Annotated in this window: 16 protein-coding genes; 1 reads left to right on the top strand and 15 read right to left on the bottom strand. The window is 41.4% G+C overall.

Features of this window, described 5'->3' with window-relative positions:
• Positions 1–78: 78 nt before the first annotated feature.
• The 8 genes from hisIE to ACQKEZ_RS07400 are packed head-to-tail and all read right to left on the bottom strand — an operon-like array spanning position 79 to position 6,500.
• Positions 79–699, bottom strand: coding sequence for a bifunctional phosphoribosyl-AMP cyclohydrolase/phosphoribosyl-ATP diphosphatase HisIE (gene hisIE / locus ACQKEZ_RS07365; protein ID WP_427299661.1), 621 nt, complete (start codon positions 697–699; stop codon positions 79–81).
• Complete coding sequence (gene hisF / locus ACQKEZ_RS07370) at positions 696–1,454, bottom strand: imidazole glycerol phosphate synthase subunit HisF (RefSeq protein WP_427299662.1); 759 nt, start codon at positions 1,452–1,454, stop codon at positions 696–698. Before hisF ends, hisIE begins: the two co-directional genes overlap by 4 nt.
• On the bottom strand, positions 1,451–2,188 hold the full coding sequence (hisA, locus tag ACQKEZ_RS07375; RefSeq protein ID WP_427299663.1) for a 1-(5-phosphoribosyl)-5-[(5-phosphoribosylamino)methylideneamino]imidazole-4-carboxamide isomerase: 738 nt from the start codon (positions 2,186–2,188) through the stop codon (positions 1,451–1,453). The genes hisF and hisA overlap by 4 nt, the downstream gene beginning before the upstream one ends.
• Positions 2,185–2,823 carry an imidazole glycerol phosphate synthase subunit HisH gene (gene hisH, locus ACQKEZ_RS07380; protein WP_427299664.1) on the bottom strand — a complete coding sequence of 213 codons (639 nt, stop codon included), beginning with the start codon at positions 2,821–2,823 and terminating at the stop codon, positions 2,185–2,187. Before hisH ends, hisA begins: the two co-directional genes overlap by 4 nt.
• Positions 2,824–3,408 carry an imidazoleglycerol-phosphate dehydratase HisB gene (gene hisB / locus ACQKEZ_RS07385; protein WP_427299665.1) on the bottom strand — a complete coding sequence of 195 codons (585 nt, stop codon included), beginning with the start codon at positions 3,406–3,408 and terminating at the stop codon, positions 2,824–2,826. It abuts the gene before it with no gap.
• The gene (gene hisD / locus ACQKEZ_RS07390; RefSeq protein WP_427299666.1) at positions 3,405–4,694 is read right to left on the bottom strand and encodes a histidinol dehydrogenase; all 1,290 of its coding nucleotides are present in this window, start codon (positions 4,692–4,694) and stop codon (positions 3,405–3,407) included. The genes hisB and hisD overlap by 4 nt, the downstream gene beginning before the upstream one ends.
• A complete protein-coding gene (gene hisG, locus ACQKEZ_RS07395) occupies positions 4,691–5,332 on the bottom strand; it encodes an ATP phosphoribosyltransferase (protein ID WP_427299667.1) in 642 nt (213 codons plus the stop codon). Before hisG ends, hisD begins: the two co-directional genes overlap by 4 nt.
• Complete coding sequence (locus ACQKEZ_RS07400; RefSeq protein WP_427299668.1) at positions 5,325–6,500, bottom strand: ATP phosphoribosyltransferase regulatory subunit; 1,176 nt, start codon at positions 6,498–6,500, stop codon at positions 5,325–5,327. Before ACQKEZ_RS07400 ends, hisG begins: the two co-directional genes overlap by 8 nt.
• A gap of 232 nt (positions 6,501–6,732) precedes the next feature.
• On the opposite strand from ACQKEZ_RS07400, the gene ACQKEZ_RS07405 reads away from it, so the two are divergent.
• Complete coding sequence (locus ACQKEZ_RS07405; RefSeq protein WP_427299669.1) at positions 6,733–7,500, top strand: C39 family peptidase; 768 nt, start codon at positions 6,733–6,735, stop codon at positions 7,498–7,500.
• Between the two features lie 41 nt (positions 7,501–7,541).
• Here the strand turns inward: ACQKEZ_RS07405 and ACQKEZ_RS07410 are convergent, their stop codons facing one another.
• The 7 genes from ACQKEZ_RS07410 to hprK form a co-directional block, all read right to left on the bottom strand.
• Entirely contained in the window at positions 7,542–8,183 is a 642-nt protein-coding gene (locus ACQKEZ_RS07410; protein ID WP_427299670.1) for an NAD(P)-dependent oxidoreductase, read from the bottom strand.
• A 101-nt stretch (positions 8,184–8,284) separates the two neighbouring features.
• A complete protein-coding gene (locus ACQKEZ_RS07415) occupies positions 8,285–8,713 on the bottom strand; it encodes an Rrf2 family transcriptional regulator (protein ID WP_427299671.1) in 429 nt (142 codons plus the stop codon).
• Positions 8,714–8,793: 80 nt separating this feature from the next.
• The gene (locus ACQKEZ_RS07420) at positions 8,794–9,312 is read right to left on the bottom strand and encodes an acyltransferase (RefSeq protein WP_427299672.1); all 519 of its coding nucleotides are present in this window, start codon (positions 9,310–9,312) and stop codon (positions 8,794–8,796) included.
• Between the two features lies 1 nt (position 9,313).
• On the bottom strand, positions 9,314–9,964 hold the full coding sequence (gene ppaX, locus ACQKEZ_RS07425; RefSeq protein ID WP_427299673.1) for a pyrophosphatase PpaX: 651 nt from the start codon (positions 9,962–9,964) through the stop codon (positions 9,314–9,316).
• Positions 9,961–10,902: a nucleoside recognition domain-containing protein gene (locus ACQKEZ_RS07430; RefSeq protein ID WP_427299674.1), complete on the bottom strand. Its 942-nt coding sequence runs from the start codon at positions 10,900–10,902 to the stop codon at positions 9,961–9,963. Before ACQKEZ_RS07430 ends, ppaX begins: the two co-directional genes overlap by 4 nt.
• 15 nt (positions 10,903–10,917) lie before the next feature.
• On the bottom strand, positions 10,918–11,742 hold the full coding sequence (gene lgt / locus ACQKEZ_RS07435) for a prolipoprotein diacylglyceryl transferase (protein WP_427299675.1): 825 nt from the start codon (positions 11,740–11,742) through the stop codon (positions 10,918–10,920).
• Between the two features lie 11 nt (positions 11,743–11,753).
• Entirely contained in the window at positions 11,754–12,686 is a 933-nt protein-coding gene (hprK, locus tag ACQKEZ_RS07440) for an HPr(Ser) kinase/phosphatase (protein ID WP_427299676.1), read from the bottom strand.
• Positions 12,687–12,794: the final 108 nt, after the last annotated feature.

The following is a 12,794-nucleotide window of genomic DNA, read 5'->3' on the forward strand; positions in this document are numbered from 1 at the left end:
TGTCACATAGATATAAAGAAATGATTCAATTGAACTCCCTTTTACAGTAAAAAAGCCGGGCAAAGCCCAAGCTCTCTTTTAGCCTTGATGACGTTTTTCCAACACTTTTAACACATCGTCAAGCGGCAGGTTTTGTTCGCGCAATAGAACAAGTAAATGAAAAAGTAGATCTGCTGTCTCCCACTTTAATTCCTCTTGATCTCGGTTTTTAGCAGCGATGATCACTTCTGATGCTTCTTCTCCCACTTTTTTCAGGATTTTGTCGACACCTTTTTCAAATAAATAAGTTGTATAGGCACCTTCTGGCATTTCAGTTTGACGCTTCGCAATGACTTGTTCAAGCTCATTGAAGATGGCGAAACGGTTGCCTTCTGTACGTTGTTCTGCTTCATTTGCAAAACAACTGTAGCTCCCCGTATGACAGGCTGGTCCACTTGGGTCAACAAGAACGACGAGCGCATCCTGATCACAGTCATAACGAATTTCTTTCACTTTTTGCGTGTGACCAGATGTTTCACCTTTGTGCCAGAGTTTTTTTCTCGAACGACTGAAAAACCAAGTTTCTCCTGATTCAATCGTTTTCTCGTAGGATTCTTTATTCATATAAGCAAGCGTCAATACTTCTTTGCTCTGTGCATCCTGTACAATTGCTGGAATAAGACCAGCTTCATTAAAGGTTAACTCATTTGCCTGCTTCATCTCACACTCACTCCATGTTTTCTAATATAGGACTTGACCTCTTGGATTGATGTTTCTTTATAGTGAAAAATGGATGCCGCTAATGCTGCGTCTGCCGCTCCTTTTGTGAAAGCATCAAGCATATGGGCTGCATTTCCCGCACCACCTGAAGCGATGACAGGTACATTCACAGCTTCAGATACAAGCCTTGTCAAACGATGATCAAATCCTTTTTTCTCTCCATCAGAATCCATACTTGTTAGTAAAATTTCACCCGCACCTTTGAGTACGGCTTCTTTTGCCCATTCACTTACTTCTAGTTCGGTCTTCTTACGTCCACCATGTGTATATACAAAATACGTTTCTTTTTCCTCATCGTATTTCGCATCAATTGCAACGACAATACATTGTGAGCCAAAATAGTCTGCCCCTTCCGTAATCAGCTCTGGTCTTAACACAGCCGCTGTATTGACGGATACCTTATCAGCACCTGCTCTGAGGATACGTTTCATATCATCAAGATGATTGATCCCACCACCGACGGTAAACGGAATAGCGAGTGTCGAAGCAACTCGTTCAACTACATCAACCATTGTTTTTCTACCTTCATGTGATGCGGATATATCAAGGAAAACGAGTTCGTCGGCTCCCTCTTGATCATAGAGCTCTGCTAATTCAACAGGGTCGCCAGCATCTTTTAAACCGAGGAATTGAATGCCTTTAACAACACGCCCTTCCTTTACGTCCAAACAAGGAATGATTCGCTTCGTAATCATATATGATCCAGCCTTTCAAGACCTTCAGCTACAGTAAATTGTTTTGTATAGATTGCTTTCCCAACAATCGCACCAGATACACCTGAGCGGCTGTATTTAGCAAGCTTTACTAAATCAGCAATCGAGCCTACTCCGCCTGAGGCAATCACTTTCTTACCAGTTGCTTCTGCAAGGCGAATCGTGCTCTCCACATTCGGACCTGAAAGCATACCGTCTACACCAATATCTGTGAAAATAAATACCTCTGCTCCTTCTTTTGCTAGCTCTTTCCCAAGTTCTTCTGCCTTCACTTCAGATGTTTCAAGCCATCCCTCTGTAGATACATATCCATCACGTGCATCTAAGCCAATGGCAATTTTCTCACCGTACTGTGAGAGCATTTTTTTGACAAAATCGGGATTTGACACAGCAGAACTTCCAAGAATGACACGATCAACACCATGGGATAAGTAAAAATCGACATCGGCTTCTGTTCGAATCCCGCCACCAATTTGCACTTTTACATCAAGTGTTGAGGCAATATCAATTACATGTTTGTCATTGATTCGCTTGCCAGCCTTTGCACCATCTAGATCAACCAAGTGAATCCACTTTGCTCCTTCTCCCGCAAAAAGTGTTGCCATCTCTAGCGGTGAGTCTCCGTAAATTGTTTCTTGATCATAGTCGCCTTGCACAAGACGAACACATTTCCCATCTCTCATATCAATGGCTGGATATAATGTAAAAGCACTCATTTGTTCACCCTCTGTTCATTTGCAATTTGAATAAATTGTTTTAATATGGACATTCCAGCCGTACTACTTTTTTCGGGATGAAATTGCGCCCCTAGCACGTTGCCTCTTCCAACTACTGCAGGAACCTGTACACCATATGCCGCACTTGCCAAGACATCTTCCTCATTCATATCGCTTACATAATAGGAATGAACAAAATATGCATAGCCTTCTGGTACACCATCGAATAGTGGAGATGGTTGGTGGAAGGTTAATTGATTCCAGCCCATGTGTGGTACCTTTAAACGATTGCCTTTCTCATCCTGATCTTTAAGGAGCACAACATGACCCTTTAATAATCCAAGACCATTCGTCATCCCTGCCTCTTCACTTTTTTCAAAGAGGAGCTGCATGCCAAGACAAATCCCAAATAACACCTTACCTTGTTCAACGGCTTTGTGAATAAAGACATCAAGACCCGTCTCTCTTAGCTGCTGCATCGCATCTCTAAATGAGCCGACACCGGGCAGGATATAAGCAGTCGCTTTTTCCAGTTCTTCTATTTTAGAGGAAACGATATAAGAAGCACCAGCGCGCTCAAGTGCCTTGGAGACGCTAAATAAATTCCCCATGCCATAATCAATCACACCGATCATTTAGAGCATCCCCTTTGTAGACGGAATTCCTTTTACACGAGGGTCTATCGTAGTTGCTTCATCAAGGGCTCGTGCCATCGCTTTAAAAATGGCTTCAATTATGTGGTGTGTATTCGTTCCATAGTGAACGATGACATGTAAATTCATTCGTGCTTCAAGTGCGAACTTCCAAAGGAACTCGTGCACAAGCTCAGTGTCAAAGGTCCCGACTTTTTGGCTTGGGAATGTTGCTCTCATTTCTAAATGAGGACGATTACTTAAATCGACGACAACTTGCGCAAGTGTTTCATCCATAGGAACAAAACTTGATCCGTATCGTTTAATTCCTTTTTTATCACCAAGTGCTTCCTTTAACATTTGACCAAGGACAATCCCTATATCTTCTGTTGTATGATGATCATCGACTTCTGTGTCTCCTTTGGCATCAACAGTTAAATTAAAGTGACCATGCTTTGTAAATAAATCAAGCATATGCGTCATAAATGGGACATCTGTTTGAATATCCGCTTTCCCTTCTCCATCAATTTCAAGAGATAAGGAAATGTTCGTTTCATTTGTTTTTCTCTCTGTGCTTGCCTGTCTCATTCAGATTCCTCCCGCTTTCTTGCTTCAATCGATCTTGCGTGCGCTTCAAGACCCTCTAACCTTGCAAAGGCGGCAATGCTTTCCCTGCTTGCTTCGAAGGCTTCTTTGCTATATGAAATAATGCTCGTTTTCTTTTGAAAATCCGTCACGTTTAATGGGCTTGAAAACCTCGCCGTCCCATTTGTCGGGAGTACGTGATTCGGTCCAGCAAAATAATCGCCTACTGGCTCTGGACTATAACGCCCTAAAAAGATGGCTCCTGCATGTTTCAATTGTCCAAGCAATGCTTCTGGATGCTTCGTCAGTACTTCCAAATGCTCTGGCGCTAGCTGATTAACAACCTCGACGGCACTTTTGATTGAATCAGTTACATAAATATGTCCGTGATCTTGAATAGACTGCTGTGCAATCGCTTTTCTTGGCAAGGTTTTCAGCTGTTGCTCAACCTCTTGTTGTACTGCTTTCGCAAGTTCTAAAGATGGCGTGACGAGTACACTTGATGCGAGTACATCATGCTCTGCCTGAGATAACAAATCTGCCGCAATTTCATGTGCAAATGCTGTTTCATCAGCTAATATAGCAATTTCACTCGGGCCTGCAATCATATCAATGTCTACCTGTCCAAACACTTCCCGTTTGGCTAGTGCGACATAAATGTTACCAGGCCCTGTAATTTTATCTACAGGTTGAATGGTTTCTGTCCCATAGGCAAGGGCGGCAATCGCTTGAGCGCCTCCCATCTTGTATATATCTGTGATACCAAGTTCGTGTGCAGCTGCAAGCACTGCATCAGAGATCCGCCCATCTTTGCCCGGTGGTGTCACAAGGACAATACGCTCGACACCGGCAACGAGTGCAGGAATGACATTCATGAGAACAGAAGATGGATAAGCGGCTGTTCCTCCTGGTACATAGACACCAACGGAATCAAGCGGAGTAATTTTTTGCCCGAGCATAGACCCATCTGGTTGATGGTAGAACCATGACGAAGCGAGTTGGCGCTCATGATATGCTTTAATATTCTGAATCGCAGTTTGGATGACTTTCATCATTGAATCATCTAAGCGATTATATGCTTCTTCTCGCTCACGTCCGGTCACAAGAGGATTCTCAATGGACACGCCATCAAATTGTTTTGTACATGAGAAAATTGCTTGATCACCATTTAACCGTACTGCTTGAATAATGTCCTGAACAGACTTACGCTGCTCCTCTGTGCCTGTGTCAAGGGAACGTTTTAGTGAGAGACGATCCTTTTCGCCCAAATTGACTTGTGTGATTTTCATGATTGTCCCTCTCCTTCAATGATCCTTGCAAGGCGTAATGCCATTTGGTCAATGACTTCATCTTTCATTCGATAGCTGACAGGGTTGACGATAAAACGGGATGTAATATCGCAAATGTGCTCTGTTTCAACAAGTCCGTTCTCCTTTAAGGTTTGACCAGTAGAGACAATATCCACAATTCGATCAGCCAAACCAATTAAAGGTGCTAGTTCTATTGATCCGTTCAATTTAATAATTTCTACTTGCTCGCCCTGTTCGCGAAAATAAGTAGAAGCAACGTTTGGATATTTTGTCGCTACTCTAGGCGCAACGCTTCCCCATCCTGCTCCAGGTAAGCCAGCAACAGCAAGATGACATTTGCTAATGTTTAGATCCAGTACCTCATATACGTCTCGTTCTTCCTCAAGCATGACATCCTTGCCCGCAATACCAACATCCGCCACACCATGCTCGACATAGGTCGTCACATCCATTGGCTTTGCAAGAATAAAACGAAGATTCTCTTCTGGCACATCAATGATCAGCTTTCGTGAATCCTCAAATTCCTCTGGCAATTGATAGCCTGCCTGTCTTAAAAGCCCTGCTGCTTCGTCAAAAATACGGCCCTTTGGCATTGCCATCGTCAACACTTTACCCATTTTGCTCTTCCTTTCTTGCGCCAATAAAATATGTCACCCGTCCAAATGATTTTGTCATTGCATCAATATTTTCAATGCCAGACAGGTCTTGCAACACGATTTTCTTCCCCTTTTTTCGTTCTTCCGCAGCAAATGCGAACGCCTCTAGTCGCTGTTCTTTACTAAAAATAACCGCTTCCTGCGGATCAGTTTCTTCTTTTGTATCAAGCGCCTCCAGTAGACGATCTAATCGCAGTCCAAACCCTGTCGCTGGTGCAGGTGAGTGAAAATGAGCCAAAAGCTGGTCATATCTGCCCCCACTCCCGATCACTGAGCCTACATTATCTGCAAATACTTCGAACAAAATTCCCGTATAGTAGCTCATATGGCTCACCATGCTCAAATCCAAACGAATATATTCCGTACATCCATAATCCTCTAAAGTCTCCCATAGTGCACATAGCTCTTTGAGAACCTGTGTTGCTTCATTTGAGACGACAATCTCTTCTGCTTTTTTTGTAATTTCCTTGCCACCACGTAGGTCAAGAAGTTGAAGTAGTCTTTGCTGATCAATTGATGACAGTGGTAAGTGATTGACATGCTGTCTGTAGCCAACATAATTTTTTTCATATAAGAAACGACGTAGCACATTTGCTCGTTCAGCATTCCCTAACACTTCAACAAATAAAGCTTCTGCCAGTCCGACGTGACCGATAGCAATTTTAAAAGAATCTAACCCTGCGTTCTTAAGAGCAAAGACAACGAGAGCAATCACCTCTGCATCTGCACTAATAGAGCCGTCTCCGATCAGTTCAATTCCCACTTGTTCAAATTCAGACGGGCGCCCACCTTCTCTTTCTTGAGCACGAAAAACATTCGCTGCATAGCCAACACGAAGCGGAAATGCCTGTTGATGGAGCTTTGATGCTGCCACCCTTGCAATAGGACCCGTCATATCAGGTCGTAACACTAATGTTTTTCCATTCTGATCTAAAAGCTTAAAAAGCTGTGTATCTGTAATCGCCGATTGAACTCCGACTGTATCGTAAAATTCAAGTGTCGGCGTCTCCATAAATTGATAGCCCCAGCCATTCATCACTTCTGATAATGACGACCGAACCTTTTTCTTTGCTTCAAACAGCCCTGGTAACGAATCTCTCATTCCATAAGGCTTCTCAAACATAAACATCTTCTTCTACACCTCCAAAGCATCAAAACAAAAAATTCTGAATCCTTTAGTTCGCTAATATGATAATATGCTAACAGAATGAAGTGATTAAATCAATCATTTTATTCACTCTTTAATGCTTTCAGAAATTGTTAGAAATATTACATTCCAATGACACATTCTATTTTTAACATTTCTAATAAAGCATCATGCTATAATACTTAAAAATATTGATTCAATTCAGGAGAGCACAGTGAAATTTATTTATACATTCATCTTAACTTTGTTATGCACAGGTATTGTTTATTTAGGGTTTATTTTCTTTTCACAAGTAGACGATGTGAAGAAACCAGCAACGCCATCAACCTCAAAAAATGATGAAAATGATGCTGTTGAGAAACAACAATCAATCACTCAAAAAAAGGCATTAAAAGGCAGCCAGGAAGCAATGGATGTCGTGTTATACAACCAAATGGATGCACCAAAGCTTTATAACGGATGCGAAGTAACAAGTCTTGCCATGCTACTGAATTACAGTGGATATGATGTCACGAAAAATACTCTGGCAAACCGTATTGCTAGAGTACCACTCAACTATGATAATGGGTTAAAAGGAAATCCAAATGATGGTTTTGTAGGGGATATGGAAAACGGACCAGGGCTTGGCGTCTATCATGGACCCATTTATGATGTAGCCAAAAAATATGCCGGAGATCAAGTCGTTGATTTAACAGGCAAAAAAATTGAGAAGGCCATATACCAACAGCTAGAAAATGGATACCCTGTCTGGGTGATCACAACATCAACGTTTCAAAAAGTCGACAACATGGAAACTTGGAATACGCCGAATGGAAAAATCGACATCACCTTCAACGAGCATAGCGTTGTCATTACCGGCTATGACGAAGATCACGTGTATTTAAACAATCCATATGGACAAAAGAATCAAAAGGTCGACCGTAAAAACTTTGAAGCCTCTTGGAAACAAATGGGCAGTCAAGCGATCATCATTCAATCTTAAAAAAACCCGCTCTCACTTCAGCGGGTTTTTCCAAATCCTCTTTATTCTGCTTCTGATACGACAGCAAAGCGTTCGCCGACATGCGCAGACTGTTCAATTTCATCTACAAGGGCAATGGCATAATCTGAATAACTCACATAGCTATCTCCCTTGCTATTCACAATGAGATGGTCTTTTCCTTTTTGATAAGCACCTGTACGTTTGCCTTCTTCATCAAAGAAAGCAGCAGGACTAAGGAATGTCCATTTCAATCTTGTCGTTGCTTGTAGGTCTTTTAAATTCTGAGTTTGCTGAGAAGCTGTTGCATAATATTCCTTAGGAAATTCAGGTGTATCTATAAGTCTTATTGTCTTCTCTTCATCTACAAACAGACTACCCGCTCCCCCAACGACGATGAGACGCGTTTCAGGTGCTTCCTTCAAGATGTCAATCAGTTTCTTCCCTGCATCAACATGCAAATGTTCCTGACCAGCAGGTGCCCCAAATGCATTCACAACAACATCGAATCCTTTTATATCTTCTGCTGAAAGTGAGAACACATCCTTTTCAAGAACATCAACTGATGCATCCGTTACCTTTGCTGCATTTCGAACGATAGCAGTTACTTCATACCCTCTTGCTTTCGCCTCTTTTAAGATCTCATTTCCTGCTTTACCTGTTGCACCGATTAAACCTATTTTCATCTCTCATTCCTCCAATAATATATTTATCAGCAAAGATCGCTGTGAAAACAAAATTAATGTAACAAAGGTGGTTACATCTTAGTTAAAAAAAATTGAATGCTTTATCCAATTCTTTTTATTAACACTTGCGTTAATTCACTTAACTGAATATCTGCAAGCACTTGTTCCATTGCACTTTGTGCTCGGCATAAAATGAGTTCAAGTACCGCTTGAATATTCGCACCGATTGGGCAGTCAGGATTGGGGCTATCATGAAATTGAAACAATTCACCTTCATCAACGACTTCTACGGCTTTATAAACATCAAGCAACGTGATGTCTTCTTCATTTCGATTCAACTGTGAACCGCCCTTGCCTAGACTTGTTGCAATTAAACCTGCCTTTTTTAACTTACTCATAATTCTCCGAATGACGACAGGATTCGTATTAACGCTTCCAGCGATATCCTCTGAGGTTTGCAACTTCCCTTTTTCAAGCGATAGCAAGGCCAGAATATGGACAGCGACAGTAAATCTGCTGCTGATTTTCATGTTTTTCTCACCTCTGTTGTAATCATTATAGTTACACCTTTACGATTTGTCAACATCCCGCATAAAAAAATCTGCCGAGATTACTCAGCAGATGTATGTTGACGCGCTTCCATTTCTTCCTTTGTATAAATTATACGCATTGGATTTCCACCAACAAAGGCTCCAACAGGTACGTCCTTATGAACGAGCGTCCCCGCAGAAACCGTTGCCCCATCTCCAATCGTTACACCAGGCAAAATGGTTGTATTCGCACCAATCATGACTTCATCTCCAATACATACTTCCCCAAGCCGATACTCTTTAATCAAGTATTCATGTGCCAAAATCGTTGTATTATAACCGATTACACTATTACGCCCCACGATTATCTTTTCAGGGAACATAAGATCCACCATCACCATTAAGGCAAACGATGTATCCTGACCAACTTTCATGCGTAAAAACGTACGATAAATCCAATTCTTCATGCCCAAAAATGGTGTATATCGTGCGATTTGAATAAAGATAAAATTTTTCACGACTTTCAAAAACGGGACAGTTTGATAGACTTGCCTCAGCGAGTTTGCCCCTTTTACTGGATAACGATCCGTTCTTCTCAATTCAATCAGCTCCAACAATCTTTAACAGATCACTCATCTGTTTCAACATGAAATCAGGCTTATGCTGAAGCAGTGCCTCTTCTCCTTTAATGGACCAGGACACACCAGCCGTTTTGGTTCCTGCTGCTTTTCCAGACAAAATATCATGATAATTGTCGCCGACCATGATCGCTTCTTGCGGATCACTACCTAGTTTCGATAATGCCAGCAATACTGGTTCAGGATGTGGCTTCTCATGTTCTACATCATCAAGGGTCACAATGACCTCGAAGTATGGTTCGAGACCCGTCAGCTTTAGCCCCATCAATACTGTATCTCGAATTTTGGTTGTCACAATACCAAGTTTAAAACCTTTGTCTTGCAAAATTCCCAATGTGTCAATAACCGTTTCATATTCAGTCACTAACGCATCATGATGATCATGATTAAACGCTCGATACATCGTGATCATCTCTTCTGTCTGATCAGGATGTATCGCTGAAAACGTATCAAATAAAGAAGGTCCAATAAAATCCAGCACATCCTCACGCGCATAACGCCCAGGGACGTAATGATCCAGTGTATGAAGAAAAGATGCGATGATTAACTCGTTTGTATTGATTAATGTACCGTCTAAATCAAATAATACGGTGTTGATTGTATGTTGATTCATACTGCTTCCTTTCTAACAGCCGCACACTCCCATTTACGCCAAAAGAAACTAATGGTGGCTGTCAATAAAATAGCTGAAATGACTCGGATGAGAAGAAGTGGCCAAATTGGTATGCCGAGGGGGATAAAGATGAGCGTATCCTCTATCACTGCGTGACAGGCAACGAGAAATATAAAAGCGAGTGTCAAATCTTTTTTACTTACACCATCTTCTTCCACCGCCTTCATCATCACACCTGCACCATATGCCAGTCCAATTGTCAGTCCTGCAACCATCGTCATTGACGTATTTTCCTTCATTCCGAGCATTCTCGTAAAAGGAGAAAACCATTTAGAGAAGAAGTGAAGCCAGCCCGAATCTCTCATCAACTGAATGATCACCATCAGAGGAATGACGATACAAGCAAGCTGAAGGACACCAAGGACAGCTTTTTGCAACGCAAGTAAGACGATCATGAACCAACTAGGTTCATCAACAACTTGTGAAGCTGCGATAAATCCAAATTGAGCTGTTTCTTGGCCCCCTTGCCATACAAGATGAATGGTTATTGCAGAAACAATCGCAAGGCTTATTCGTACCAATAAAATAATTGAAATCCGCAAGCCAACCTTTGCTGCCACTGTTGATTCAATGATTAAATTGTGACAAAAGGACAGCATCACAGCTAAAATAAATACTTCTTTTACAGATAGATCCAAGGTCAAAATAGCTGCGATACCAGCATACAAGTTCAACATGTTACCTAAAACAAGTGGGATGGCTGCTTCACCAGAGAGACCAAAAATGCCCATGAATGGCCTAATGAATTGAATGAACCAATCCATAACGGGCGTATGCTGTAAAATGCTCACAAGAATGGTCACTGGAAAAATGACTTTTCCAAGCGTCCACGTAGTGAATAAACCCGCCTTTAAACCGTTCTTTAATGTATCCCCCATCCGTACCCCTCCTGTTTAATTCGACGAATCACTTTCCTTATATTTAATAGAGGCATAACCCTTCACTCGTCTAATCAAGATAAGCAAAATTGCCGTCACAAGAATAACAATCGAAATCATCTGTGCCACACGAAGATGCTCAGTTAACATCAAGCTGTCTGTTCTCATTCCTTCGATAAAGTATCGACCGATCGAGTACCAGATCAAATAGGATAAGAAGATTTCTCCCCGTCGTAAAGACGTTCTTCTCAGTAAAATTAAAATTAGAACACCGACAATATTCCATAAGGATTCATATAAGAACGTTGGGTGATAATACACACCATCAATATACATTTGGTTAATCATAAACTCAGGCAGATGCAAATTTTCTAAAAAGGCTCTAGAAACAGCCTCTCCGTGTGCTTCTTGGTTAATAAAATTACCCCAACGTCCAATCGCTTGAGCTAAAAGAATACTTGGTGCTGCAATATCTGCAACCTTCCAAAATGAAAGCTTTCTCACCTTTGTAAAAATAATAGCGGTGAGCACCGCACCTATTAATCCACCATGAATAGCGATTCCGCCGTTCCAAATCTTGATGATTTCACTAGTATGATCACGATAATAATCCCATTCAAACACAACATAGTAGATGCGTGCACAAATAATGGCGATAGGGATCGCAAATAAAATAAGGTCAATAAACGTATCTTTGTTTAATCCTCTTTTTTCACATTCCTTTAGTGCTAGCCATAGACCAAGCAATGCACCAACGCCAATAATGACACCGTACCAGTGAACCGAAATAGGACCAAGCTGAATCGCTATCGGGTCAATTGGTTTAATTGCTTCATTCATATAGACAACTCCTATTCTTCTTGACCATTATCTTCAATCACATCAGCAAGTTTACTCGTAAATTGTTCTGCTGCATTATGTCCCATTCTCTTCAGACGGAAATTCATAGCTGCCACCTCAATAATAACCGCTAAGTTTCGGCCTGGTCGTACCGGGATTGTCAGCTTAGGAACATCTGTATCAATAATTCTCATTTTATCCTCTTCAAGCCCCAATCGATCATACTGCTTGCCTTGCTCCCAAAGCTCAAGATTCATCACAATCGTAATTCTCTTAAAGCTTCTTACTGCACCAGCACCGAATAACGTCATCACATTAATAATACCAAGACCTCGAATTTCTAATAGATGCTCGATCAGTTCAGGCGCACTACCGACAAGCGTATCCTGATCCTCTTGACGAATTTCCACACAATCATCTGCTACAAGACGATGACCTCTCTTTACGAGCTCCAGAGCTGTCTCACTCTTCCCAACTCCGCTTTTACCAATTAATAATACACCCACACCGTATACATCTACGAGGACTCCATGAATCGCCGTAGTCGGTGCGAGCTTACTTTCTAAAAAGTTTGTCAACCTGCTTGAAAGCCTTGTCGTTTTCAAGCTAGACTTTAAAACTGGCACACCATTTTCATTCGATGCTTCAATTAATTCTTTGGGCACTTCGCGATCTCGTGACAAAATAATAGCAGGTGTAATATCTGTACAAAGAGACATCATTCTCTGCTGTCTTTCTTGTTCAGGAAGCTGTTCAAAAAAAGAAAGCTCGGTTTTCCCTAAAAGCTGAACTCTTTCTTTTGGATAATATGTAAAGTAACCAGCCATTTCAATTCCTGGCCTAGAAAGATCACTGATTGTAATGGGACGGTTAATCCCTTCCTCTCCACTTATCAGCTCAAGATGAAATTGGTTCATTATGTCCTTCGTACGAACTTTCGGCACGTTTCTTCCTCCTTTTATCACAAGCGTTTCAGGCATACAGATCTATTTTATCACTTTCAATGATGAACCCAAAATACATTTTTACAAAAGCAGAACAGCGCTAAATCC

It is taken from the genome of Bacillus sp. NPDC077027, from assembly GCF_050269555.1.
In the GTDB taxonomy this organism is placed as follows: Bacteria; Bacillota; Bacilli; order Bacillales; family Bacillaceae; genus Bacillus.

Excerpts from the sequence above, each read along its gene's own strand:
- ACQKEZ_RS07430 (WP_427299674.1), bottom strand. The coding sequence starts at position 10,902 with ATGGGGGATACATTAAAGAACGGTTTAAAGGCGGGTTTATTCACTACG.
- hisH (WP_427299664.1), bottom strand. The coding sequence starts at position 2,823 with ATGATCGGTGTGATTGATTATGGCATGGGGAATTTATTTAGCGTCTCC.
- ppaX (WP_427299673.1), bottom strand. The coding sequence starts at position 9,964 with ATGAATCAACATACAATCAACACCGTATTATTTGATTTAGACGGTACA.
- hisIE (WP_427299661.1), bottom strand. The coding sequence starts at position 699 with ATGAAGCAGGCAAATGAGTTAACCTTTAATGAAGCTGGTCTTATTCCA.
- ACQKEZ_RS07415 (WP_427299671.1), bottom strand. The coding sequence starts at position 8,713 with ATGAAAATCAGCAGCAGATTTACTGTCGCTGTCCATATTCTGGCCTTG.
- hisD (WP_427299666.1), bottom strand. The coding sequence starts at position 4,694 with ATGAAAATCACACAAGTCAATTTGGGCGAAAAGGATCGTCTCTCACTA.
- ACQKEZ_RS07410 (WP_427299670.1), bottom strand. The coding sequence starts at position 8,183 with ATGAAAATAGGTTTAATCGGTGCAACAGGTAAAGCAGGAAATGAGATC.
- hisG (WP_427299667.1), bottom strand. The coding sequence starts at position 5,332 with ATGGGTAAAGTGTTGACGATGGCAATGCCAAAGGGCCGTATTTTTGAC.
- ACQKEZ_RS07400 (WP_427299668.1), bottom strand. The coding sequence starts at position 6,500 with ATGTTTATGTTTGAGAAGCCTTATGGAATGAGAGATTCGTTACCAGGG.
- lgt (WP_427299675.1), bottom strand. The coding sequence starts at position 11,742 with ATGAATGAAGCAATTAAACCAATTGACCCGATAGCGATTCAGCTTGGT.
- hisA (WP_427299663.1), bottom strand. The coding sequence starts at position 2,188 with ATGAGTGCTTTTACATTATATCCAGCCATTGATATGAGAGATGGGAAA.
- hisB (WP_427299665.1), bottom strand. The coding sequence starts at position 3,408 with ATGAGACAGGCAAGCACAGAGAGAAAAACAAATGAAACGAACATTTCC.
- hisF (WP_427299662.1), bottom strand. The coding sequence starts at position 1,454 with ATGATTACGAAGCGAATCATTCCTTGTTTGGACGTAAAGGAAGGGCGT.